Raw genomic sequence first — 24,310 nt, 5'->3', positions numbered from 1 at the left:
TCAGACGTCCAGATTGGCTACGTTGAGGGCGTTTTCCTGAATGAAATCGCGGCGCGGCTCGACCACGTCGCCCATCAGGCGGGTAAAGATCTCGTCGGTCACGTCGGCGTCTTCCACCTTGACCTGGAGCAGCGAACGGACTTCTGGATCGAGCGTGGTTTCCCACAGCTGTTCGGCGTTCATTTCACCCAGGCCCTTGTAGCGCTGGATCGACAGGCCCTTGCGGCCATTGGCCATGACCGCTTCGAGCAGTTGCGAAGGCCGGGTAATGCCGGCGTCCTTGCTGTCGGCCCGGGCCGCGGCGGCGGGGGCTTCCTCGCCATCGGTGGCGCCCGTGCTTTCCGGCTCCGCAGCGGCAGCACCGGCGCGCACCAGGCGGGCAACACCGGCATAGACATCGGCGTGTTCGGCCGCGAGGCGGGCCAGCTTGCGCGCTTCGGCGCTGGTCAGGAAGCCGGCCTCGATCATGTGATGGTCGGTCACCCCGCGCCAGGCGCGCTGGATGTGATAGCCGCCGTCTTCGCTCATCTGCGCCGCCCACTGCGCCTCGGGATCGCCACGATCCAGCCAGCTTGCGGCATTGGCAAGCGCGGCGATGCGGGCATCGGCCGAGAGATCGGGATCGAGCGCACCGGCCAGCGCCAGCGCTTCCACGATATCCGGGTTGTAGCGGCGCGGCACGAAGGCCATCAGGTTGCGCAGGCGCAGCGCGTGATCGACCAGCTCGGCCAGTTCCTGGCTGCCGCGGGCGCCGCCCGGGGTTTCCAGGATGCGGCCCGTGGTGCCGGCTTCCACCAGGTAGCGATCGAGCGCGGCGTTGTCCTTGAGATAGACTTCGCTGCGGCCCTTGGCGACCTTGTAGAGCGGCGGCTGGGCGATGAAGAGGTGCCCGGCGCGGATGATGTCGGGCATCTGGCGGTGGAAGAAGGTGAGCAGCAAGGTGCGGATATGCGCGCCGTCGACGTCGGCGTCGGTCATGATCACGATCTTGTGATACCGCAGCTTTTCCAGGTTGAATTCATCGCGGATGCCGGTGCCCATCGCCTGGATCAGCGTGCCCACTTCGCGCGAGGAAATGATGCGATCGAACCGCGCGCGCTCCACGTTGAGGATCTTGCCGCGCAAGGGCAGGATCGCCTGGGTCTTGCGATCGCGGCCCTGCTTGGCGCTGCCACCGGCCGAGTCCCCTTCGACCAGGAACAGTTCGCACTTGCTGGCGTCGCGCTCCTGGCAATCGGCCAGCTTGCCGGGCAGGCTGGCAATGTCCATCGCGCCCTTGCGGCGGGTCAGTTCACGGGCGCGACGCGCAGCCTCGCGCGCGGCGGCGGCGTCGATCACCTTGAGGATCACCGACTTGGCATGGGCCGGGTTTTCCTCGAGCCATTCGCTCATCTTGTCGGCCATCAGGCTTTCAAGCGGCTGGCGCACTTCGGAGGAAACCAGCTTGTCCTTGGTCTGGCTGGAAAACTTCGGATCAGGCAGCTTGACCGAGACGATCGCGGTGAGCCCTTCGCGCATGTCATCGCCCGAGAGCGAGACCTTTTCCTTCTTGAGCAGGCCCGAGCGATCGGCATAGCCGTTGAGCGTGCGGGTCAGCGCGGCGCGGAATGCGGCCAGATGGGTACCGCCATCGCGCTGCGGGATGTTGTTGGTGAAACACAGCACGTTTTCGTAATAGCTGTCGTTCCATTCCAGCGACACGTCGATGCCGATGCCGTCGCGCATCGCCGAAATGGCGATCGGTTCGGGGATCAGCGCCTGCTTGTTGCGATCGAGGTATTTCACGAAGGCCGCAATGCCGCCTTCGTAATAGAGATCGTGTTCCTTGACCTCTTCATGGCGCTTGTCGCGCAGCAGGATGCGCACGCCAGAATTGAGGAAGGCGAGTTCGCGATAGCGGTGTTCGAGCTTGTCGAAATCGAACTCGGTCACGTTCTTGAACGTGTCGTGGCTGGCAAAGAAGGTGACGCGGGTGCCCTTCTTGGGCTTGCCGTTGTCCGCCGTCGGTGCCGGGCCGGTCACCTTGAGCGGCGCCACGGCATCGCCATGGGCAAACTTCATCCAGTGTTCCTGGCCTTCGCGCCAGATCGTCAGCTCCAGCCATTCCGACAGGGCATTGACCACCGAGACGCCCACGCCGTGCAGGCCGCCCGACACCTTGTAGGCGTTGTCGTCAGACGTGTTCTCGAACTTCCCGCCGGCGTGGAGCTGGGTCATGATCACTTCGGCGGCCGAAACGCCTTCTTCGGCATGGATGCCGGTGGGAATACCGCGCCCGTTGTCTTCCACCGAGACCGAACCATCGGGGTTCAGCTCGATCAGCACCAGGTCGCAATGCCCGGCCAATGCCTCGTCGATGGCGTTGTCCGACACTTCGAAGACCATGTGATGCAGGCCCGAGCCATCGTCGGTATCGCCGATGTACATGCCGGGACGCTTGCGCACCGCATCCAGGCCCTTGAGGACCTTGATCGAGTCGGCGCCGTAGGAGTTGGTGTTCGGGGTATTTTCGTTGGTGCTGGCCATAGTTTTGCACATAGGCACTTTACCCGCAAAACCCAAGCGAATTGGCCCTGTTTTACACAGGCCCAAGGCGGGCTGCGCCAAGTCTCTTGCATGCGCGGCGCCATGCGGCATGGTGCGCGCAACGAACAGGAAAAGGGGGCAATCCTTTGATCACGCGCAGCGCCATCTCGACCATCGCCCTGGCGGCGATGGCCACCGCCACTGCGGCCCAGGCCGCGCCCACCGCGCCAGACGCCGGGGAGGCGCAGTTCCGCAGCATTTACAAGGAACTGGTCGAAACCAATACCACGGTCAGCAGCGGATCATGCACGCTGGCGGCCGAGCGGATGGCGGCGCATCTCAAGGCAGCTGGCTATGCCGACAGCCAGCTCACGCTGTTTTCCACGCCCGAACACCCCAAGGATGGCGGGCTGGTTGCCGTGCTGCCCGGCACCTCGAAGACCGCCAAGCCGATCCTGCTGCTCGCCCATCTCGACGTGGTGGAGGCCAAGCGCGCCGATTGGGAGCGCGATCCTTTCACCCTGATCGAGGAAGGTGGCTATTTCTATGGCCGCGGCACGGCCGACGACAAATCGATGGCGGCGATCTGGGTGGACACCATGGCGCGCCTCAAGGCGGGCAAGCCACTCAAGCGCACGGTGAAGATGGCGCTGACCTGCGGCGAGGAAACCACGTGGGCGTTCAACGGCGCGCAGTGGCTGGCCCAGAACAAGCGCGACCTGATCGATGCCGAGTTTGCCCTTAACGAGGGCGGCGGCGGCGATACCGATGGCAAGGGCCTGTCGGAAGGCGGCAAGCTGGTCAACCAATCGATCCAGGTGGGCGAAAAGGCGGTGCAGAACTATCGCCTGGAAACCCGCAATCCTGGCGGCCATAGCTCTATCCCTGTGCGCGAGAACGCCATTTACGAGTTGGCCGATGCGCTCGCCCGGCTGCGCGACCATGAATTCCCCACCGAGATGAGCGACACCACCCGAGCCTTCTTTGCCAAGGCCGGGGCGGCGCGCGGCGATGCCATGGGCAAGGCGATGCAGGCCTTGGCCAGCAACCCGATCGGCAGCCCCGCCTTTGCCGAGGCGGAAAAGCTGGTGAACACCGACCGCACCTATCATTCCAAGCTGCGCACCACCTGTGTGGCCACGCTGCTCGATGGCGGCCACGCCAACAATGCCCTGCCCCAGCGCGCCGGGGCCAACGTGAACTGCCGCATCTTCCCCGGCCATTCGGTAGAAGAAATCCAGACCGCGCTGCAAAAGGTCGTGGCCGATCCTGGCGTGACGGTGAGCTTGGTGCCGCCCCAGCGTCCGCTGGCCAAGGCGCCCGCGCTCGATCCCAAGATCATCGGCCCTATGGAAAAGCTTTCCGCGCAGTATTTCCCCGCCGTGCCGGTGGTACCCGACATGTCCACCGGAGCCACCGACGGCATCTTCCTGGAGGCCGTGGGCATCCCGACCTATGGCGTTCCCGGCCCCTGGGGCAACCCTGATGGCAATGGCGTGCATGGCCTGAACGAGCGGATCGAGGTCAAGTCGCTGCTGACCGGGCGCGCCTATCTCTATGACTTGGTGAACGCCTACGCACGGTGATCGGCGGGGTGTTGACAAGCTGTGGATAAAGTCCGGCTGCCCTTTTGGTGCGGCAGCCGGGCCTTGACCGGAACAGCACAAAGGTGTTCGTTATGCCCATGCGTCATGAAGCGGTCATGCCTGTCCTTCATGCCTCGCCCCGAGCGAGGCGGAAGCCGATTTGGCACAGGAGCGCGAGCGGAGCATGCTTCACCAGGCGCTGATCGAGCGGGCGGCTGCGGCCAGGCCCCATAGCGGCGATAGCGCCGCGACGCCGCGTTTGCTGGCATCCAACCGTCATCTCGACAATTGCCCGGCGCTGGTGCTCAACGCCGATTACACGCCGCTCAGCTATTACCCGCTCAGCCTGTGGCCGTGGCAAACCGCGATCAAGGCGGTGTTCCTGGAACGGGTGGATATCATCGCCACCTATGACCGCGCGGTGCACAGCCCGTCGCTGGACATGAAGATTCCCTCGGTGATCGCGCTGCGGCAATATGTGAAGCCCAGCGAGTTTCCCGCCTTCACCCGCTTCAACCTGTTCCTGCGCGATCGCTTCGTGTGCCAGTATTGCGGCAGCGGGGAAAACCTCACGTTCGACCACGTGATCCCGCGCCGGCTGGGCGGGCGCACCACCTGGGAAAACGTGACGACCGCCTGCGCACCCTGCAACATGACCAAGGGCGGCCGCACCCCGGCCCAGGCGCACATGCGCCTGATGGAAGAACCGATCCGGCCCACGACCTGGCAATTGCAGGAAAAGGGCCGCGCCTTTCCGCCTGGGCACCTGCACGAAAGCTGGCGCGACTGGCTGTATTGGGACGTCGAGCTGGAAAGCTAGGCGGCCAGATCAGGCGGTCTGACGCGCCCCTTTCAGGAACAGCACCAGCGCTGCCAGCGCGATGACCGCGGCCACCAGCATCGGCATGGTGGGCAAGTCGATCAAAGCGCCCGGGCCACTGAACCGGGCCAGGGTCTGGGCATAGAGCGGCGGGCCGATGATCTGCGCGATCGAGCCGATCGATTGCACCGCGCCTTGCAATTCGCCCTGGCTGCGCGCATCGACCGCGCGGCTGTTCATCGCCGAGATCGAGGGCTGCACTGCGCCCTGGAACGCGCCGACCGCAATGGCGAGATAAACCTGCCAGACCTGGTGCGCGAGGCAATAGAGCACCGCAGAAGTGGCGAGCGAGGCCACGCCCATGATCACCGCGCGCCGCTCCCCCAGCCGGGGCAAGAGATAGCGCATGCCCAGCCCTTGGAACAACGCGGCGCTCAATCCCACGACAGCGAGAGCGAGGCCCACCGCCTTGGTCGAAAACCCGTAGGCAGCAATCGCCATGTAGGTCCAGATCGCGGGATAGACCACGTTCGCCAGCTGCCACGCGCCCAGCGCCGCCACGAACCACAACACGCGGGCGCTTTGCCCTTTCAGCGCGCGCAGGCTGGAAAGGGCATTGGCACGGCGCCAGTCGAATGGCCGGCGATGATCGGCGTCGAGCGATTCCCGCAAGGTGAACAGCCCGAACAGGAAATTGGCAAAGCTGAGCCCGGCCGCCGCCATGAACGGCACGCGCGGGCCCAGGGTGCCGAGCAACCCGCCCAGCGCCGGGCCGGCGACGAAGCCGATGCCAAAAGCCATGCCCATCAGGCCAAAGCTGGCCGCGCGCTTTTCCGGCGGGGTGACATCGGCGATATAGGCATAGGCAGCCGAGAAGCTGGCACCGGTAATGCCGGCGATGATCCGCCCGGCCACCAACCAGCTCATCGCCGGAGCAAAGGCCTGGAGCAGATAATCAAGGCCCAGGGCAAAGACCGCCGCCAGCAGCACCGGCCGCCGGCCGAAGCGATCGGACAGGTTGCCGATCACCGGGGCGAACACGAACTGCATCACCGCATAGCCCGCGCCCAGCCAGCCGGCATATTCGGCCGCCTGGGTGATCGACACGCGGGCGAGGTGCATGATCAGCCCGGGAAACACCGGAATGACGATGCCAAAGCCAAGCATGTCGATCAGCACGATGGCAAAGACAAAGCTCAGCGAAGCGCGATGCGTCATGAAATCCCCCCGGGCTAAGCTATCTGGCCCCTGCCCTCTGCCCTCAGCTGCGACGGGTCAGCGCGGCTTCGCTTTCTTCCAGCAGCTGGGCCATGATCGTGGCGACCGGCTCTTCCTTGGTGACCATGCCCACCGACTGGCCAGCCATGACCGAGCCGCGTTCCACATCGCCATCGATCACCGCGCGGCGCAGCGCGCCGGCCCAGAAATGTTCGATTTCAAGCTGCGCGGCGGCCATGTCGAGTTCGCCGGCGTCCAGCTTGTGCGCCACTTCGATCTGCTTGGCGGTGAATTCCTCGGTGCCCTTGTTCTTGAGCGCGCGCACCGGAATGACCGGCAGGCGCGGATCGACCTGGACCGAGGCCACGGCATCACGCGCGTTACCGCGGAAGAACGCCGCCTTGAACGCGGGATGAGCGATCGATTCGCTGGCGCAGGCAAAGCGGGTGCCGAGTTGCACGCCGGCTGCACCCATTTCGAGGTAGGAGGCAATCGCCTCGCCCCGGCCGATGCCGCCTGCCACGAAGACGAGGTGATCGGCAGCCAGGGCGGGCAGGAATTCCTGCGCCAGCACCGAGGTGGACACCGGGCCGATGTGGCCGCCTGCTTCGCTGCCCTCGATCACCAGCGCATCGGCGCCCGAACGGAACAGCTTCTTGGCGAGCGCGATCGTGGGGGCAAAGACGATGACCTTGGCGCCGAACGCCTTGATCGCCTCGACACTGCCCTTGGGCGGAATGCCGCCAGCCAGCACGACATGGCCCACGCCGTGCTTTGCACACACCGCGATCAGATCGAACAGCAGGGGGTGCATGGTGATCAGGTTCACGCCGAACGGCTTGGTCGTAAGCGCCTTGGTACCGGTGATTTCGGCATCGAGCAGATCGGGCGTCATCGCGCCGCAGGCAATGACGCCAAAGCCGCCGGCGTTGCTGATCGCGGCCACCAGGTTCCGTTCCGAAACCCAGCTCATCGCACCGCACAGGATCGCGTGCTCGGTGCCCAGGAAGGCAGCGCCGCGCGCCATCAGCGCGGAAGTCTTGGGAGTGGCCGTCATGTGTGAAAAATCGCCCTGTCTGCGATGGAGAAAGTGCCCGCGCTTTACGGTGCCGGAACCGGCCGGGCAAGGGGGAAGCGGCAACATAAATCGGCATTTCAACTAACTCTGGCCGCTTTAATCCATTTAGGCGATCAAACCAGGCTGGTTATAGCCGCGGACAACGAATTTCCGCCAAGGAGAGCCAAGCCATGTCCGCCCCCTCGAAGTGCCCGTTCCATGAAGGCGCCAGTGCCGCAGCGATCGTGCAGAGCCAGACCAACCAGACCTGGTGGCCCAACCGGCTCGACCTGGGCATCCTGCGCCAGCACTCGCGTCTGAGCGATCCGATGCCCCATGGGCATGACTATCGCGCAGCGTTTGGCCGGCTCGATCTCGATGCGGTAAAGGCCGATATCAATGCGCTGATGACCACGTCGCAGGATTGGTGGCCGGCCGATTATGGCCACTATGGCCCGCTGTTCATCCGCATGGCCTGGCACAGCGCAGGCACCTATCGCACGTTCGACGGCCGTGGCGGCGCCTCGTCCGGCACGCAGCGCTTTGCCCCGCTCAATTCCTGGCCCGACAACGTCAACCTCGACAAGGCGCGCCTGCTGCTGTGGCCGGTGAAGCAGAAGTATGGCGCCAGCCTGAGCTGGGCCGACCTGATGGTGCTGGCCGGCAATTGCGCGCTCGAAGCGATGGGCCTGCCCACCGTGGGCTTTGGCGGTGGCCGTGAAGACGTGTGGGAGAGCGAGGCCGATATCTATTGGGGTTCGGAAAGCCAGTGGCTGGCCGATGCGCGCTATAGCGGCGATCGCGACCTGGAAGAGCCGCTGGCCGCCGTCCAGATGGGCCTCATCTATGTGAACCCGGAAGGGCCCAATGGCGAACCCGATCCGCTGGGATCGGCGCGCGACATTCGCGAAACCTTTGCCCGCATGGCGATGAACGACGAGGAAACCGTGGCGCTGATCGCCGGTGGCCACACCTTTGGCAAGGCGCACGGCGCGGGTGACGCGGCCGCGATCGGCGCTGCCCCGGAAGGCGCGGATATCCTGGCGCAGGGGCTGGGCTGGATCAGCACGCACGGCAGCGGCATGGGTGTGGACGCCATCACCAGCGGCCTGGAAGGTGCGTGGACGACCAATCCGATCGCCTGGGACAATGGCTATTTCGATGCGCTGTTCGGCTATGACTGGGAATTGACGGTGAGCCCGGCAGGCGCGCACCAGTGGAAGCCCAAGGGCGATGCTGGCGCGGGCACGGTGCCCGATGCGCATGATGCCACGCGCCGGCACCAGCCGATGATGTTCACCAGCGATATCGCGTTGATCACCGATTCGGCTTACCTCGCCATTTCCAAGGACTTCCACGCCAACCCGGACAAGTTTGCCCGCGTTTTTGCCGAGGCGTGGTTCAAGCTGACCCATCGCGACATGGGCCCCCAGGCACGCTATCTGGGCAAGGACGTGCCGGACGCGCCGCGCATCTGGATGGACCCGGTGCCGGCAGTGGATCATCCCCTGGTAACGCCAGCCGATATCGACACGCTCAAGGCGCGGGTGCTCAACAGTGGGCTGTCGGTGGCGGACCTCGTCAAGACGGCGTGGGCCAGCGCCTCCACCTTCCGCCAGTCAGACAAGCGCGGCGGTGCCAATGGCGCGCGCATCGCCTTGGCGCCGCAAAAGGATTGGGCGGTGAACGAGCCGGCGAGCCTTGCCCGCGTGCTCGACGTGCTGCGCACCATCAAGGCATCGTTCGATGGCGAAGCCCCCGATGGCCGCAAAGTGAGCCTGGCGGATCTGATCGTGCTGGCGGGCAACGCCGGGGTGGAAGCGGCAGCGCGGGCGGCGGGGCACTATGTCGTGGTGCCGTTCACGCCCGGCCGCACCGATGCCAGCGATGCCCAGACCGATGCGGCCAGCTTTGCCGTGCTGGAACCCCGGCATGACGGCTTTCGCAACTATGCCGCAGGCAAGCATCGCCGCAGCCAGGAAGAACTGCTGGTCGACCGCGCGCAACTGCTGGGCCTGACCGCACCCGAGATGACCGTGCTGGTCGGCGGGCTGCGCGTGCTGGGCGCCAACCATGGCGGCAGCAAGCTGGGCCAGTTCACCGATCGCGTGGGGCTGCTGACCAATGACTTCTTCCGCAACCTGCTGACGGCCACCACGGCCATGCGCTGGCAGGAAACCGGGGATGGCGTGTTCACCGCGTTCGACCGCAAGACCGGCGAACCTCGGCATGGCGCCACGCGGGTTGACCTGATCTTTGGCGCCAATTCCGAACTGCGCGCCCTGGCTGAAGCCTATGCCACCGATGACGCGGAAAAGCCGTTCGTTGACGCGTTTGTGGCGGCCTGGGCCAAGGTGATGGACGCCGATCGCTTCGACCTGACAGCCTGACAAGGTTGGCAAGAAAGCGGCACCATCCCCTTTACCTGCCGCTTTCAAGCTTACCTCCCCGCCTTTATCCGGTATCCCCAGCCGGAAGGAGGCGGGGTTTTTCATGTTCGCGTGGCAGTTTCAGGGTTGGCGTTTTCAGGCTTGCGGGGCACTAGCGGCACCCTTCCCCCGTTGCCACGGGATGCAGCGCTTGCCTCGCCCATGCTGAAAGCCACGCTGGAAATCGTGCTGTTCCTGCTTTCCGGCATAGCCATGGCCGCCGCGAAAGTGGCGGCGCTGGCCGCGGCTGCCCTCGCCGTGCCGGTGGCGGGCGTGCTGCTGTGGCGCAAGCGGCGGAAATAGTAGCAGATATTAAACATCACAGACAGCGAGCGTTGCGAACAACACTGTATCTTTGACGGCCCTACCCCGCCAGCAACGCCGTGATGCGCGCGGCGGCGTGGCCGTCGCCGAAAGGGTTGTGGGCGCGGGCCATCGCCGCGTAGGCGCTGGGGTCATCGAGCAGGGTGCTGGCCTCGGCCACGATGCGTACGGCCTTGGTGCCCACAAGGCGGGCCGTGCCGGCAGCGACGCCTTCGGGCCGCTCGGTGGTTTCGCGCATCACCAGCACGGGCTTGCCCAGTGCCGGGGCTTCTTCCTGCACGCCGCCGCTGTCGGTCAGCATGATCTCGCTGATTGCCAGGAGGCGGGCGAAATGGGGATAGTCCAAGGGCTCGATCAAGGCGACGTTGGGCAGGCCGGCGAGCGCTGCATCCATCACCGCGCGCACGTTGGGATTGGGGTGCACGGGAAAGATCAAGGCAATGTCGGGCCGGGCCGCCAGGGTGCGGATCGCCTGGGCAATCGCCTCAAGCCCGCCGCCGAAGTTTTCGCGGCGGTGGCTGGTCACGCCGATCAGGCGCTTGCCGGCAAAGCGGCTTTCGAGGGCAGCGAGGCCACTCGCCAAGTCCGGCTCTGCCGCGATCCGGGCGGTGACCCAGTGCAGCGCATCGATCACGGTATTGCCGGTGACATGGATCGTGGCGGGATCGACATTTTCGGCGCGCAGCGCGTCGGCCGCCGTCTCTGTAGGGGCGAAATGCAGCGCGGCGATGGTGCCGATGATCTTGCGGTTCACCTCTTCGGGCCAGGGGTGATAGATATTGTGGCTGCGCAGCCCAGCCTCGACATGGGCCACCGCGATCTTGCGATAATAGGCCGCCAGGGCCCCTGCCATGGCCGTCGCGGTATCGCCCTGAACCACCACCCAATCGGGCTTTTCCGCGTCCATCACCTTGCCGATTTCGGTCAATAGCGCGGCGGTGAGCCCGTCGAGCGTCTGGTTGGGACGCATCAGATCGAGATCGTGATCGGGGGTGATGCCGGCAATTGCCAGCACCTGGTCCAGCATGCCGCGATGCTGCGCGGTGACGCAGGTAACCACGCGAAAGCGCGGATCGGCGCGCAGGGCGTGCACCACGGGAAACATCTTGATGGCCTCGGGCCGGGTGCCGAAGACGAGGAGGATGGTTTTGGGCGCAGGCTGGGTCATGATGGAGCGCTTTATAGGCCGAATCTTAAGCGCCGGATAAGGGGCCGCACGTAAGGACTATATCGAATCTGGAGCCGCTTGGGCCAGACCGGGCGCCGGTGGCAGGGCGTGCCTGCCCCGGCGCGCAGCCAGGGCAGGCAGAGATCACCCCATATGGTTCAGGCCTTGAGCAGGTCTGGCAGCTTGCCACTCATGCCGCGCGCTTCGTCCATGAACCAGCGCTTGAGCGTGGGCAGGCGCTGCACGCCGGCCATACCAAAGCGGCGCACCATGCTGGGCAGGCGCCCGCGCAGGCCGAACAGGCGGGTAAGCACGTCCGTGGCAGCGGCGACCATGAAGGTATCGGCGGCGCGCCAGCGTTCATAGCGTGCGAGCAACTGCGCGTCGCCCGGCTCCAGACCGAGCCGCGCACCTTCGGCCAAGACCTCTACCAGCGCGGCGACATCGCGCAGCCCCACATTGAGGCCCTGCCCCGCGATCGGATGCATGCCGTGTGCAGCATCGCCCACCAGCGCCAGGCGATGATCGACGACCTTGGCGGTGTGGTGAAAATTGAGCGGATAGGACGAGCGCGGGCCGTTGAGCGCGATCTTGCCGAACACGCCGCCCATGCGCTTGTCCACCTCGGCGAGGAAAGCAGCTTCACCCAGAGCAAGAACGCCGGCCGCGTCCTTTTCCGCCACGGTCCAGACCAGCGCGCTGCGGTGCGTGCCGTCGGCTTCGTCCAGCAAGGGGAGCAGGGCAAAGGGACCGGCGGGATAGAAGATTTCCCAGGCGGTGTTCTCGTGGCTGCGTTCATGGGTCAGCCCGGCGATGATAGCGCGATGGCCATAGTCCCAGCGTGCCGGGGTAAAGCCTGCTTCATCGCGGGTGGGGCTGCGGCGCCCTTCGGCGGCGACCAGCAGGCTGCCCTTGAGCAGGCGGCCATCAGCGAGGGTCACGGCCACACCGTGATCGCCGCGTTCGCGCGTGGCAACCTGGGCATTGGGCAGGAACGTGATCAGGCTTTCGCGCGCGGCGGCATCGTACATCGCCACGCGCAGATCGCGGTTGGCATACATGCGGCCCAGCGAGCCGTCTTCCGCGCCAGGGCGGAAATCGATGCGGCCGGGCTTCATGCTGTCAGTCACGGCGATGGCATCGATCGGGCAGCCCTTGGGGGCCAGCGCCTCTGCCATGCCGAGGTTGGTATAGAGGTTCCAGCTGGCGGTAGAGATGGCCGAGGCACGCCCGTCGAACCCGGCGGCGGTTTGCGCCGCCGGGTCGGAGGAATCGACCACCAGGCTGGACAGGCCCTGCTTGGCGAGGCCGATCGCCAGCGTCATGCCGACAAGGCCGCCGCCCAGGATCACCACGTCGCACGAAAGGGCCTGCTCTGCCGCCACGTCGTTCATCACTTCACTCCACAGGTACTGCCCGGCCCCGGATCGAGATCAAGGCAGCGACCGTCATAGGCGCCTTGCGGCGCCGGCAAATTGATCCATGCCGAAAGGGTGGGGGCAATGTCCACTGTTTCAACGGGCGAAGGCTGTTCAATGCCGGTCATGCCCTTGCGCCAGAACAGGATCGGCACGCGGCGGTCATAGTCCCACGGCGAACCATGGGTGGCGACATAGCCAGGCCCCGGTTGCGGCAGGGCCATGACGCCGCGCTTGAGCATCACCACGAAATCGCCCGAGCGCGGACCATAGAACGAAGCGCGGGCGCGCTGGATCAGGCTCCAGGTTTCGGGCGAACCCGATGGCATCGGCGTCGCGGCGATTTCGGGAGCGGTGAACACGGCGGCAACCTGCGGGTGAGCCAGCAGAATGGCGCGGGCGGTTTCTACCACGGTGGTCTTTTCGGCATCGGGCAGCGCGGCATCGACCCAGAAATCGCCGGCGGTGCCATCGCCCAGGATCAGGCCCTTGGCGGGCAGGCCCAGCTTGGCCGCGACCTGTTCGCTCAAGGCCTTGGGCGACAGCGCCAGCTCGGCGCGGGCCACCTGCGGCATCGCCTCGCGCTTCTGCCGCTCGGGCAGGTCAAAGCCGCCGTGATCAGCCGAAAGCACCACGCCATAATCGATACCGCGCGCATCCAGCGCGGCAAAGAATGCGCCCAGTGCCTGGTCAACCGTGGCCAGCTGGATGCACATTTCCGGCCCTTGCGTGCCGGTACTGTGGCCCACGTAATCGGTGGCCGAGAGGCTGACGGCGAGCATGTCGGGCGCCGGGCCCTTGCCCAGCTTCATCGCGTCCACCAGCTTGAGCGCGAGATCGAGCGTCGCCTGATCAAGGCGGGGCGAGGCGCGGAACGCCGTGGTATCACCCGCCGCCAGGGCGAAATGCCCGGTGCCGACCGTGGCACTGCCCGCCTGCACCGCGCCTTCGCGCGCCGCGCAGAACGCCGGCAGGGGCAGCGCCGGGGCGCCCTTGGCGAGGAGCTTGGCCACGGTGGCATTTTCCTGCGCGGCGGCGGGAATACCGGCCCGGCCGTCGAGCGTGACGAAGCCGTTGTTCTTCCACCACCACACCTGGTCGATCACATGGCCGCCCATCATCAGGGCGGCGCGGTCCTTGCCCGAAACCGCCACGTTGCGCGCGGCCGGCCACTGCTGCTTCATCCGCTCGCCCAGGGTTGGCACCAGAAGGTGGCCGACACTGGCAACATAATCCTTGGGATCGGCGGCAGCGCGGGTTTCATCCTCGGCGCAATAGACCTCTTTCTTGGCCCGCGCGGCGGATTGATCGATCCAGGTGTTGGCGATGATGCCGGTGTGGGCCGGGCGATTGCCGGTGAGCAGCGTGGAATGGCCGGGGCAGGTTTCGGTGGCGGCATGGCTTTGATAGCCGGCCGGGAACACCGCGCCGCTGGCCAGCCGCGCCAGGCCGCCGGTGAAATGGCTGCGATATTCGGCAAAGAGATCGGCCGAGAACTGGTCCATCGCCAGCGCGATCACCAGGCGCGGCGGCGTGGTGACGGCGGCGCTGGGTGTCGGCGCAGCGGCAACAGGCTGCGGCGCGGCGGCTGGCGCGGCGATGGACGTGGCGGGCGCCATCGCCAAGGTTGCCGCAAGGGTGATCAGGGCGGATGTCAGGACCGGTTTGTTACGCATGAAGTTACCTCAACGGAATGCCGCCTGCCTTGTCCATCCCGCCCTTGGGGTATTCACCAAGAGGCGTTCTGGACGGCGCCGGCCATGTGCCTTACATCGCGCGGGCGTTAGACTGATCTTTCGCGCCGGAAACGGAGAGCGTGTGCCCCTGTTGCAGCGATTCTGGAAGAGCATGACGGGCGCCCTGGCGCAATGGGCCTCGCCATTGCGCGCAATTGTTGCAGTCTTGTGGCTCTTGCCGATGGCCCTGCTCGGCGCCCAGCCGCTCCAGGCCCAGAACGAAAGCGGCAGCGCCCCGCATATCCGCGCCACGCTGCTGGCGGAGGGGCCCGCCCAACCGGGCCAGACTGTGACCATGGCCGTGCTGATGCAGCCAGAGGCGGGCTGGCATGGCTATTGGACCAATCCCGGCGACGCTGGCCTGCCGCTGTCGCTCGACTGGACCTTGCCAGCCGGGGCCAAGGCCGGCGACCTGCAGTTTCCCGTGCCGCAGACCCTGGTGCTGCAGGGCCTGATGAACCACGTCTATGAACAGGCCTATGCCGTGCTGGTGCCGGTGACGGTGCCGGCCGATGCGCGGCCCGGCAGCACCCTGCCGATCAGCGCCAAGGCGCAATGGCTGGCTTGCACCAACCAGATCTGCGTGCCTGAACGCGCCAGCCTGATGGGCACGATCGCCGTGGGCGATGGTCCCAAGGACGCCCGCTTTGCCGCGTGGCGCGCGGCGCTGCCGGCGCGGCTCGACCAGCAGGGCAAGTTCGAGGCAACGGCTACCGGCCTCGCGCTCGCCATCCCCTTCCCCGCCACCGCGCGCATTGCCGATCCGCACTTCTTCATCGCTGGCCAGGGCGTGATCGATTATGCCGCGCCCCAGGCCTTTGCCCGGCAGGGCGATTGGCTGATCGTCACCCTGGCGCGGGCCAAGGGCGCCATGGCCGAGCATCCGCAAAGCATTTCTGGCGTGCTGGCGCTGGGCCCCGGCGCTGGCGGGCTGGCGATCACGGCCTTGCCCGGCGCGGTGCCCAAGGGCGGCACGCCGATCGGTGGCAGCGCGCAGACCGCGTTTTCGTGGCGCACGCTGGTGCTGGCCATGCTGGGCGCGCTGGCTGGCGGCCTGATCCTCAACATCATGCCCTGCGTATTCCCGATCCTCAGCCTCAAGGCCATGGCGCTGGCCCGTGGCAACAGCCGGCATGCCCAGACCGAAGGGCTGGCCTATAGCGCCGGGGTGATCCTGGCATGCCTCGCGCTGGGCGCCGCACTGCTGGCCTTGCGCGCCGGCGGGGCGCAGGTAGGCTGGGCATTCCAGTTGCAAAACCCGGGCGTGGTGGCCCTGCTGGTCTTGCTGGCGACGGCGATCACGGCAAACTTTGCCGGGCTCTATGAACTGCCGGGTCTGTCCGTTTCGCGCAGCGGCGCCAGTGCCGGCACGGTGGGCGGCGCTTTTGGCACCGGGCTGCTGGCGGCCTTCGTGGCGACGCCATGCACCGGGCCGTTCATGGCCGCCGCCATGGGCGTGGCGCTGGTCCTGCCGCCATTGGCGGGGCTGGCCGTGTTTGCCGCGCTGGGCCTGGGCCTGGCGCTGCCGTTCCTGCTGATCGGTTTCGTGCCGCCGCTGCGCCGCATCCTGCCGCGTCCAGGCCCGTGGATGGACCGTTTCCGCCGCGCCATGGCCGTGCCCGTGGGGCTGACCGTGGCGGCGCTGCTGTGGCTGGCCTGGCGCCAGGGTGGCCTTGGCCTGATGGGCGCAGCGCTGGCGCTGGCCGTGGCACTGCTGATCGTGCTGGCCATGGCCGAACGGCAGCGGCGCCAGGGCCGCGCCGTGCTGGCGTGGCTGGCGCCGCTCGCGATCGTGCTGATTGCAGCCGCCCTGCTCGGCGCCCCGCGCCTTGCCGCAAAGCCCGCGACGCAAGGTGAAGGCCTGCCCGGCACGCAGCCGTTCAGCCAGGCCGCGCTCGACCGCGCGCGCGCCAGCGGCAAGCCGGTGTTCCTCTATTTCACCGCAGACTGGTGCCTGTCGTGCAAGGTCAACGAAAGCGTCGCGATCGATCGCGACACCACCGCCAAGGCCTTTGCCAAGGCCGGCGTGCAAGTGATCGTGGGCGATTGGACGCGGGCCGACCCGGCGATCACCACGTTCCTGACAGCCCAGGGCGCGGCTGGCGTACCACTCTATCTGTGGTACGCGCCAGGCGCCGCAACCCCCACCAAGCTGCCCCAGGTGCTCACCCCGCAGACCCTGCCCGACCTTGCCGCAGGCGCCAAACAAGACGGTTGACCGCCCCGCCCCCCTGTGGCAATCGCGCCGCACCCGAGCGGGTGTAGCTCAATGGTAGAGCAGCAGCTTCCCAAGCTGAATACGAGGGTTCGATTCCCTTCACCCGCTCCATTTATCTCATGGCTTCGGGCGGCCTTCCGCCAAGTCTTTTCCGCTCCCATTCCTTCTTCATACCCGCAAATCCGGTGGGCGCGCGCAGTGCCCCACGCCGGATTATTGCGGGTCGTCCAGGCTGAACTGGTCGTCATCCTCGTGGTAGGTGAAGACTTCAGCGTAGCGGCCCCAGTTGGTCACGGTCTTGAGGGTCTCGCTGGCGAAATCGGGGCTCATGTGGTCTTCCAGCTCGTCACGGAAGCGGCGCGCGGGGGCTTTGTGGCTGGCGCGTTCATCCAGAATGCGGCGGATGTGACCCGCCAGGGGAACGTGGGCGAGCAGCGCCTCTCCGAACATGGCCTTGCGGTGATCGACATCGGCCTGGGCATAGCGGCGCGCGGCGGGTGTGAGCAGCAGTTCGGCCCCGCGCAGTTCGGCAAAGCGCAGCAGTTGCAGGGTTTCGGCCATGGGAAAGAGATCGTCGATCTCGAAATTGAGGGAATCGGCCAGTTCGGCCATGCTGGCGCGGCCGTTGAACGGGGTGCCGTCGACCTCTTCGATCAGGCCCGCCAGCGTGTTGGTGGACACATGCGGCAGGACCATGGCGATGCCGGTGCCGGGGAACACCCCTTCGCGCGGGCGGGCGGCATCGGCCGGGCGGGCGGTCATCCGCGCATAGATGTCATCGACGAGCGCGCGGAACGGCGGATCGAGGCGATCGCGCGGGCGGGGAATATCCACCTTGATCTCGGCCACGACCCGGCCGGGATTGGACGAGAAGACCAGGATGCGGTCGCACATCTGCACCGCTTCCTCGATATTGTGCGTGACGATCAGGATCGACTTGATCGGCATGCGCCCTTCCGACCAGAGATCGAGCAGATCGGTGCGCAGCGTTTCGGCGGTGAGCACGTCGAGCGCGGAAAAGGGTTCGTCCATCAGCAGGAGCGAAGGATTGACGACCAGCGCGCGGGCCAGGCCGACGCGCTGGCGCATGCCGCCCGACAGTTCCTTGGGATAGGCGTTTTCAAAGCCATCGAGGCCGATCAGGTCGATCGCGGCCAGCGCGCGGCTGCGGCGTTCGGCGGCTGGCACTTTCTGCGCCTCGAGCCCCAGTTCGACGTTTTGCAGCACGGTGAGCCAGGGAAACAGGGCAAAGGTCTGGAACACCATGGCCACGCTGGGATCTGGGCAATCCTCGCTCGCGATGCGCGCGACAGTGCCCTGGCGCGGATGGATCAGGCCGGCGATCGAGCGCAGCAGCGTGGACTTGCCCGAGCCGGAGCGACCGAGCAGCCCGACGACCTCGTTCTGGTAGAGCGTGAGATCGACGTTTTCGAGCACGAGATGGCCACCGGGCGGCGGACCATAGAAATGGTTCAGGCCCTTGACCTCGATCAGCGGCTGGGGCGGCAGGAGAGTTGCCATGGGGATACTCCGAAAACGATAAGCCAGGGATGGGGAAAAGGCAGGGCAGTCAGAGGCGCAGGCGGCGTTCGCCAAAGGCATAGAGCGGGCGCCACACCAGGCGGTTGAAGCCGAGCACGAACAGGCTCATCACCGCGATGCCCAATGCCACCTGCGGATAGTTTCCGGCGGTGGTGGCATCGGCGATATAGGCGCCAAGGCCATGGGCGCGCAGGTGATGATCACCCCAGGTGACCACTTCGGCGACGATCGAGGCATTCCACGAGCCGCCCGACGCGGTCAATGCACCGGTGATATAGTACGGGAAAATGCCGGGCAGCGCGACCTGGCGCCACCACTGCCACCCCCGCACGCCAAACATGCCAGCCGCCTCGCGCAGGTCATTGGGAATGGCACTGGCCCCGGCGATCACGTTGAACAGGATATACCACTGCGTGCCCAGGATCATCAGCGGCGACAGCCACACATCGGGCGCCAGGCCGAACCGCACGATCGCGATCACCGCAAAGGGAAACAGTACGTTGGCGGGAAAGGCCGCGAGGAACTGGGCGATCGGCTGAACCCGCTCCGCCAGGCGCGGACGCAGGCCGATCATCACGCCCAGCGGCACCCAGATCACGCTGGCCAGCACGATCAGCACGATCACGCGCACCATGGTGATCATGGCGTCGCCCAGGGCCTGGGCCATGTCTTGCAAGGTTAGCGAGGTGAGCACGTAATGCCCCGTCCAGCCGAGCGCCACGATCACGCCGAGCCACACCCCTGCCTGCCACAGCCGTTCCAGCCAGGGGTTGGATGCACCATCGACCACGACACGCTGGCGCCGCGCCCGCGGTTCGAGCGCAAGGAGCAGTTGGCCGAGCGTGGCCAGCGGCGCCAGCACGACCGGGAGCAGGCGGGTGCGGCGCAGGAGATCGTGAAACCAGCTTCGCGGGGCATCGGTGCTGGCGGTCTGTTCAAAGCGGAAGCGATCGGCCCAAGCCACGATCGGGCGGAAAAACAGCTGGTCATAGGCCAGGATGACCAGCGCCATCGTGCCCACCGCCCAGCCCACCGCGTGGAAATTCTGTTGCTGGATTGCCATGGCGAGATAGGAGCCGATACCCGGCAGCGTGGCGGTGGTGTTGCCCACGGTGATCGCTTCGGATGCCACCACGAAGAACCAGCCGCCCGACATCGACATCATTGCGTTCCACACCAGCGCCGGCGTGGCAAACGGCAGATCGAGCCGGAGGAAACGGCGCACCGGCGAGAGGGCAAAGCCCTGGCACACTTCCTCGAGATCGCCCGGCACGCTGCGCAGCGACTGGTAGAAGCTGAACGCCATGTTCCACGCCTGCGAGGTGAAGATGGCAAAGACGCTGGCCAGTTCCACTCCCAGCACGTTGCCGGGAAAGAGGTTCATGAAGAACGTGACGGTGAACGTGAGGAAGCCCAGGATCGGCACCGATTGCAGGATATCGAGCGCGGGCACGATCAGCCGCCCGGCATGGCGGCTGCGCGCCGCCAGCGTGGCCACCACCAGCGTGAACACGGTGGAGGCCAGCAAGGCGGCGAACATTCGCAGCACGGTGCGCAGCGCATAATAGGGCAGATGCGCAGGCGCGAGCGTGACCGGTTCGAGATTGAGGCTGCTGAGCGGGGCCACGGCACCCTCGGCCGCCCGGAACACCAGCACGGCCAGGCCCGAGAGGATGGCGAAGGCAATCGCATCCTCGCGGTTCGGGCGGGTAAGCCGCAGCATGCGCGAAAAGCTGGGCAGGCGGGTGGTGGTCATGATCCAGGCTCTTTCAGAAGCCGGCGTGGACACGCAAGGCAAAGATATTGGCCGGTCCGCGATCGCGGTTGTAGCCGGGATTGGCGATATGCTGATAATCGAACGTCAGTGAACCCCAGCCGACCGGACGGAAGGCATAATAGGCTTCCACAATCTGCTCCGTCCCAGGATGGGGCAGCGCGCCATCGCCCACCAGCACACCCAGACCACCGGCCGCGAGCCAGCGCTGGTGCGCCGCCGAAATGCCGTTGACCACGCCGGCAAGGCCCAGGGTATCCTGCGGGCGCCCCCAGCCCTTGCCGGCCAGCGAGCCACCGAATGCCAGGGTGCGGTCGATATCGGTGAAATCATAGGTTTCGATCCGCCCATCGCTCCACCCGCCGCGCATGAACAGGCCAAGGCTGCCGGTCACTTCCTGTTCGGCATTGAACGCCACGCCAAGGCGATCCTGCACACGGCGCGCCGGGGCCATGTCTGGCACGGTCTGCCCGCCAGCGGCAGCGAGCGCCAAGGCATCATCGAACCGGGCAAAGCGGCCACGGTTGCGGAAGCCGGTAACGCGCACGGCGCCGGGATGGCCAGCAAGGGTGAAGCGGCGCTCAACCTCGGCAATCAGCGCGTTCTGCGAGAAATTGCTTTCCAGCGCGATGCCGTTGGGCACCTGGGACAGGTTGTAGAGCCCGGCACGCAAGGTCCACGGACCCTGGTACCATTCGGCCGCGACGCCGTAGGTATAGCCCCAGGCGTTGGCGGCGTAATCAAAGCTGCCGGTATCGACGAGCGACCAGTTGAGGAAATCGCCGCGCGGATCGTGGGCATAGCGGTTGGTGTCGAAGACATCGCCCACGCCCATCTTGCCCGCAGTGATCACCAGGCGATTGACGGTGGTGGCAAGGCGCAGCTGGTTCTGTGCCGCGGCCACGGCCAGGGGATCACCGCCCAGGGCAATGGTCTGCCGCAGGAACGCGCGCTGCAGCTTGAAATAGGGGCTGAACTGGCCAACCTTGTAGGCCTCTGCGCTGGGAAATCCGCCTGCGCCCAGCGTGTTAGACAGGCCAAACCCCTGGTCGATTTCGGGATTCACCCAGACTTCCGCCCCGCGCCAGGGCCGTACCCCGAGATAGAGCGTGGCATCGTTGGTGGCTTTGACCTGGCGGGGTGCCAGACTGTTGTCAGCCGAATAGGGAGACGCGAACCCACCCACGCCCTGCGCCACCAGTGTATATTGGCCATGGATGGCGAAGATTTGATCCGGGGTTTGATCCGCGGTTTGATCCGGCGCCTGGGCCGCGGGCGGAGCGTCGGCCCGAACCGGCGCCTGGGCTAGCAATGCGCCGAGCGCAACAGCCATGGCCAGCCGGCCGGCCATGCGCCATTCGATCGATGCAGCCGTCAACCCGTTCACCGCAGCAGCGCTAGCGGTGGAATATGACAGGCGCGTGTTGCCGATGGCGGCGGGGCGGCGGTTGGCGGCAGTTGCGCACAATGCGCGCCGCACCAGCGGGAAAGCAATCTTGATCATCAATTCGGTCCTTGGTCAGGCGACAACCGCCCGGCCGGACCGAAGACACATCAGCGGATGTGCCGCACCGATCCCGCGGGCGAGCGGCCGGCCGCAACGCAAGCGCCAGTCAGGCTTGAGCGCCTACTGTCGCCCTCGTCGGCGGTATGGTTGCAACTTCGCGGCATCGGTTGGATTCCTTGGAATATCATCGCGTCTTGAGACCGCGCGGGAGCGGCCCGGGAACGACTCGACTTGCCCGCCCCTATACCCTAGGGGAGTATGGTATCAAGTGAAAAAGGGACCAGGATCATGAGCCATGTGGCAGCCGAAAAGCAGAAACTGCTCAACCGGCTGAAACGCATCAGGGGACAGATCGACGCGCTGGAACGGGCAGTGGACGCCGAAGTGGAATGCGCGCGCGTGCTGCAACAGGCAACGGCCTGCCGCGGCGCCCTGGAAGGCTTCATCGCCGAAGTGATTGAAGACCATATCCGCGAGCACATGATCGACCCCGGCCAGCCGGGCAGCGACCCCAAGACCCAGGCGGCCGAGGAACTGGTGGCGATCATCAAGGCCTATATCCGCTGACGCCCACCGCGGCGCCACGGGCACGGACATGGTTTGCAATTGGCGAGACCGATGACGCGGTATAGGGTGCGGGCGATGAACCCGTCACGTCCCGTCGCCAACACCACCGCAACCTCTGGTCCTGCCGAAACCCAACAGCGGGTGCGCCCGCCGCGGCCGCTGCGCCCAGCAGAATTGCAGGACTGGCTCAACAGCCGGATCTATCACCCCCTGTCGTGGCGCCTCGCCTGGGCACTTGCCCCCACGCCGATCACGCCCAACATGGTTTCCGTGTTCGGGGCAGCCATGGTGGTGGCCGCCGGCGTCGTCTATTGCCAGCCGGGCTGGCCCTGGATGGCCTTGCTGGCGCTGGCCCTGCATCTGAGCTGGCATGTGGTGGATGGCGCCGATGGCGATCTGGCGCGCCTGACCGGGCGCAGCGGGCCGAACGGCGAAATGGTGGACGGGCTGTGCGATTATGGCAGCCACACCGTGGTCTATCTCCTGCTGGGCTGGTGGTTGCAGCAGCATGTCAGCCCATGGTGCTGGATCGCGGTGGTCGGCGCTGGCCTGAGCCGGATCGTCCAGGCCAACCATTATGAAGTGCAGCGGCGGCAATACCAGTGGTGGGCCTATGGCAACCCGTGGCTGCGCCAGGATGACGTGCCGATCACCGGGCCGGGCACGGCGCTGGCCCGGCTCTATCTCTTGCTCGGCCGCGCTCTGGCGCCTGGCGGGGTTGCGGTGGATGCCGCCTATGACCGGCTGGCGACCGATGCGGCCGGCACCGCAAACGCGCGCGCGATCGCCCGGCGCCATGCCCGCGATCTGCTGCCGGCGTGGCGCATCCTGGGCGCCAACAGCCGCACGATCCTGCTGGGAGTGGCCATGCTGGCCGGATCGCCGTTCTATTATTTCCTGTTCGAAGCGGTGGCGCTCAATATCGTGCTGCTGGCATCGATTGCCCATGCCGGCGGCGCCGCGCGGCGGCTGGAGCATGATTTTGCCAGCGCGGCAACCGACAGCGTTGCCGCGCGCTGAACCGTTACGGGCGCGCGCCCAAGCGTTTTCAGTGTGCGACAAGTCGAGCGTAAAGTTGCAATGCAGCTGCAGCATGGCAGTCATAATGTAACAACCACATCGGGCTCCATTGCCATGGCACGAGGATTGCACTATTTTGGCGCCTTCCGGTCCGGACCGTCCGGGTTCCACTCATTCGGCCTTGTATGAGGGCAGGGTGGGCAGCACCGCGAAAAGGCAGTTTCGTTTGAGTGTCAGGCAGGTACCTGGCTGTTATCAGCATGGGCCACCGTCGTGACCGCAGGAGAATTACCTAAAATGCCATCGATCAAAGTCGCGGTTATTGGCGTCGGCAACTGCGCCAGTTCACTGGTTCAGGGTGTTTTCTATTACAAGAACAACAACTCTTCCCAAGGCCTGATCCATGATGTCATCGGCGACTATGTGCCGGGCGACGTGGAATTCGTTCTGGGGATCGATGTGGATGCTCGCAAGGTGGGCAAGGACCTGGGCGAGGCGATCTTCGCTGCCCCGAACAACACCACCGTGTTCTACAAGGACGTGCCGACCACCGGCGCCAAGGTGATGCGCGGCCGCGTGCTGGACGGCGTTGCCGACCACATGACCGTTGCCGGTGAGCGCGGGTTCATCGTGGCCGAAGGCGAAGATCCGAGCCAGGCCGACATCGTCGCCGCGCTCAAGGCTTCGGGTGCCGAAATCCTGCTCAACTTCCTGCCCGTCGGCTCGCAGAAGGCCAGCGAATTCTACATGGAATGCGCGTTGGAAGCGGGCGTTGCCGTGGTGAACTGCATCCCCGTGTTCATCGCCAGCAACCCGGAATGGGAAGCGCGCTTCCGCGCTGCCGGCCTGCCGATCGTGGGCGACGACATCAAGGCCCAGGTTGGCGCCACGATCGTGCACCGCACGCTCTCGACGCTGTTTTCGGCGCGCGGCGTGACCACCGAGCGCACCTATCAGCTCAACACCGGCGGCAACACCGACTTCCTCAACATGCTCGACCGCCATCGCCTGTCGAGCAAGAAGGAATCGAAGACTGAAGCCGTGCAGGCCATGCTGGCCCAGCGCCTGGCCGAAGAAAACATCCTGATCGGCCCGTCGGAATACGTTCCGTGGCAGAAGGACAACAAGATCTGCTTCCTGCGCATGGAAGGCGTGCAGTGGGGCAACGTTCCGGTGAACCTGGAACTGCGCCTGTCGGTGGAAGACAGCCCCAATGCAGCCGCTTGCGTGATGGACGCAATCCGTTGCTGCAAGGTGGCGCTGGAACGCGGTGAAGGCGGCGCGCTGATCGGCCCGTCGGCCTATTTCTGCAAGCACCCGCCCGAACAGTTCATCGACGATGTCGCGCTGCGCATGGTCGATGACTATATCGCTGCCGTGCCGCAGGCAGCCGAATAAGC

General features: G+C 66.0%; 17 protein-coding genes and 1 tRNA gene. 9 read left to right on the top strand and 9 right to left on the bottom strand.

The window, feature by feature from the left end; all coding sequences use genetic code 11:
• Positions 1-2,526, bottom strand: a complete 2,526-nt coding sequence (gene gyrB, locus ABIC78_RS15285; RefSeq protein WP_171797548.1) for a DNA topoisomerase (ATP-hydrolyzing) subunit B — start codon at positions 2,524-2,526, stop codon at positions 1-3.
• A 149-nt stretch (positions 2,527-2,675) separates the two neighbouring features.
• On the opposite strand from gyrB, the gene ABIC78_RS15280 reads away from it, so the two are divergent.
• Together ABIC78_RS15280 and ABIC78_RS15275 are read left to right on the top strand one after the other, a co-directional pair.
• Positions 2,676-4,112, top strand: coding sequence for a M20/M25/M40 family metallo-hydrolase (locus ABIC78_RS15280; protein ID WP_171797586.1), 1,437 nt, complete (start codon positions 2,676-2,678; stop codon positions 4,110-4,112).
• A 184-nt stretch (positions 4,113-4,296) separates the two neighbouring features.
• Positions 4,297-4,932: an HNH endonuclease gene (locus tag ABIC78_RS15275; protein ID WP_022677941.1), complete on the top strand. Its 636-nt coding sequence runs from the start codon at positions 4,297-4,299 to the stop codon at positions 4,930-4,932.
• Positions 4,933-4,941: 9 nt separating this feature from the next.
• Here ABIC78_RS15275 and ABIC78_RS15270 read toward each other — a convergent pair whose 3' ends face one another.
• A complete protein-coding gene (locus ABIC78_RS15270) occupies positions 4,942-6,150 on the bottom strand; it encodes an MFS transporter (RefSeq protein ID WP_107717496.1) in 1,209 nt (402 codons plus the stop codon).
• Between the two features lie 43 nt (positions 6,151-6,193).
• Complete coding sequence (locus ABIC78_RS15265) at positions 6,194-7,207, bottom strand: NAD(P)H-dependent flavin oxidoreductase (RefSeq protein ID WP_171797547.1); 1,014 nt, start codon at positions 7,205-7,207, stop codon at positions 6,194-6,196.
• A 191-nt stretch (positions 7,208-7,398) separates the two neighbouring features.
• On the opposite strand from ABIC78_RS15265, the gene katG reads away from it, so the two are divergent.
• Together katG and ABIC78_RS15255 are read left to right on the top strand one after the other, a co-directional pair.
• Positions 7,399-9,597, top strand: coding sequence for a catalase/peroxidase HPI (gene katG / locus ABIC78_RS15260; RefSeq protein ID WP_171797546.1), 2,199 nt, complete (start codon positions 7,399-7,401; stop codon positions 9,595-9,597).
• A gap of 201 nt (positions 9,598-9,798) precedes the next feature.
• Positions 9,799-9,939, top strand: a complete 141-nt coding sequence (locus ABIC78_RS15255; RefSeq protein WP_022677945.1) for a hypothetical protein — start codon at positions 9,799-9,801, stop codon at positions 9,937-9,939.
• Positions 9,940-10,000: 61 nt separating this feature from the next.
• Here ABIC78_RS15255 and wecB read toward each other — a convergent pair whose 3' ends face one another.
• The 3 genes from wecB to ABIC78_RS15240 form a co-directional block, all read right to left on the bottom strand.
• A complete protein-coding gene (gene wecB, locus ABIC78_RS15250) occupies positions 10,001-11,128 on the bottom strand; it encodes a non-hydrolyzing UDP-N-acetylglucosamine 2-epimerase (RefSeq protein WP_171797545.1) in 1,128 nt (375 codons plus the stop codon).
• A gap of 158 nt (positions 11,129-11,286) precedes the next feature.
• Positions 11,287-12,522 carry a UbiH/UbiF/VisC/COQ6 family ubiquinone biosynthesis hydroxylase gene (locus ABIC78_RS15245; protein ID WP_171797544.1) on the bottom strand — a complete coding sequence of 412 codons (1,236 nt, stop codon included), beginning with the start codon at positions 12,520-12,522 and terminating at the stop codon, positions 11,287-11,289.
• The gene (locus ABIC78_RS15240; protein WP_171797543.1) at positions 12,522-14,222 is read right to left on the bottom strand and encodes an alkaline phosphatase family protein; all 1,701 of its coding nucleotides are present in this window, start codon (positions 14,220-14,222) and stop codon (positions 12,522-12,524) included. The genes ABIC78_RS15245 and ABIC78_RS15240 overlap by 1 nt, the downstream gene beginning before the upstream one ends.
• Positions 14,223-14,394: 172 nt before the next feature.
• On the opposite strand from ABIC78_RS15240, the gene ABIC78_RS15235 reads away from it, so the two are divergent.
• Both ABIC78_RS15235 and ABIC78_RS15230 read left to right on the top strand, forming a co-directional pair.
• Positions 14,395-16,500 (top strand): protein-disulfide reductase DsbD domain-containing protein, encoded by a 2,106-nt coding sequence (locus ABIC78_RS15235; RefSeq protein ID WP_171797542.1) that lies wholly within the window; start codon positions 14,395-14,397, stop codon positions 16,498-16,500.
• 37 nt (positions 16,501-16,537) lie between these two features.
• A tRNA-Gly gene (locus ABIC78_RS15230) sits at positions 16,538-16,611 on the top strand.
• Positions 16,612-16,713: 102 nt separating this feature from the next.
• On the opposite strand, the gene ABIC78_RS15225 is transcribed toward ABIC78_RS15230, so the two are convergent.
• Genes ABIC78_RS15225 through ABIC78_RS15215 form a run of 3 tightly spaced genes read right to left on the bottom strand, consistent with a single transcriptional unit; the run spans position 16,714 to position 21,149 of the window.
• Positions 16,714-18,021, bottom strand: coding sequence for an ABC transporter ATP-binding protein (locus tag ABIC78_RS15225; RefSeq protein WP_054132447.1), 1,308 nt, complete (start codon positions 18,019-18,021; stop codon positions 16,714-16,716).
• Between the two features lie 49 nt (positions 18,022-18,070).
• On the bottom strand, positions 18,071-19,798 hold the full coding sequence (locus ABIC78_RS15220) for an ABC transporter permease (RefSeq protein WP_354490636.1): 1,728 nt from the start codon (positions 19,796-19,798) through the stop codon (positions 18,071-18,073).
• A gap of 13 nt (positions 19,799-19,811) precedes the next feature.
• On the bottom strand, positions 19,812-21,149 hold the full coding sequence (locus ABIC78_RS15215; RefSeq protein ID WP_171797584.1) for a carbohydrate porin: 1,338 nt from the start codon (positions 21,147-21,149) through the stop codon (positions 19,812-19,814).
• A gap of 462 nt (positions 21,150-21,611) precedes the next feature.
• Between ABIC78_RS15215 and ABIC78_RS15210 the strand changes: the two genes are divergently transcribed.
• The 3 genes from ABIC78_RS15210 to ABIC78_RS15200 all read left to right on the top strand — a co-directional run bounded on the left by ABIC78_RS15210 (position 21,612) and on the right by ABIC78_RS15200 (position 24,308).
• Positions 21,612-21,890, top strand: coding sequence for a metal/formaldehyde-sensitive transcriptional repressor (locus ABIC78_RS15210; RefSeq protein WP_022676028.1), 279 nt, complete (start codon positions 21,612-21,614; stop codon positions 21,888-21,890).
• Between the two features lie 51 nt (positions 21,891-21,941).
• Positions 21,942-22,910: a CDP-alcohol phosphatidyltransferase family protein gene (locus tag ABIC78_RS15205; RefSeq protein WP_354490632.1), complete on the top strand. Its 969-nt coding sequence runs from the start codon at positions 21,942-21,944 to the stop codon at positions 22,908-22,910.
• A 297-nt stretch (positions 22,911-23,207) separates the two neighbouring features.
• Positions 23,208-24,308, top strand: a complete 1,101-nt coding sequence (locus ABIC78_RS15200) for an inositol-3-phosphate synthase (protein WP_171797541.1) — start codon at positions 23,208-23,210, stop codon at positions 24,306-24,308.
• Positions 24,309-24,310: the final 2 nt, after the last annotated feature.

The organism is Novosphingobium sp. 1529 (assembly GCF_040544855.1).
Taxonomy (GTDB): Bacteria; Pseudomonadota; Alphaproteobacteria; order Sphingomonadales; family Sphingomonadaceae; genus Novosphingobium; species Novosphingobium capsulatum.
Note: the sequence above shows the minus strand (reverse complement) of the source record. Positions and strands in the feature narration are given on the sequence as shown.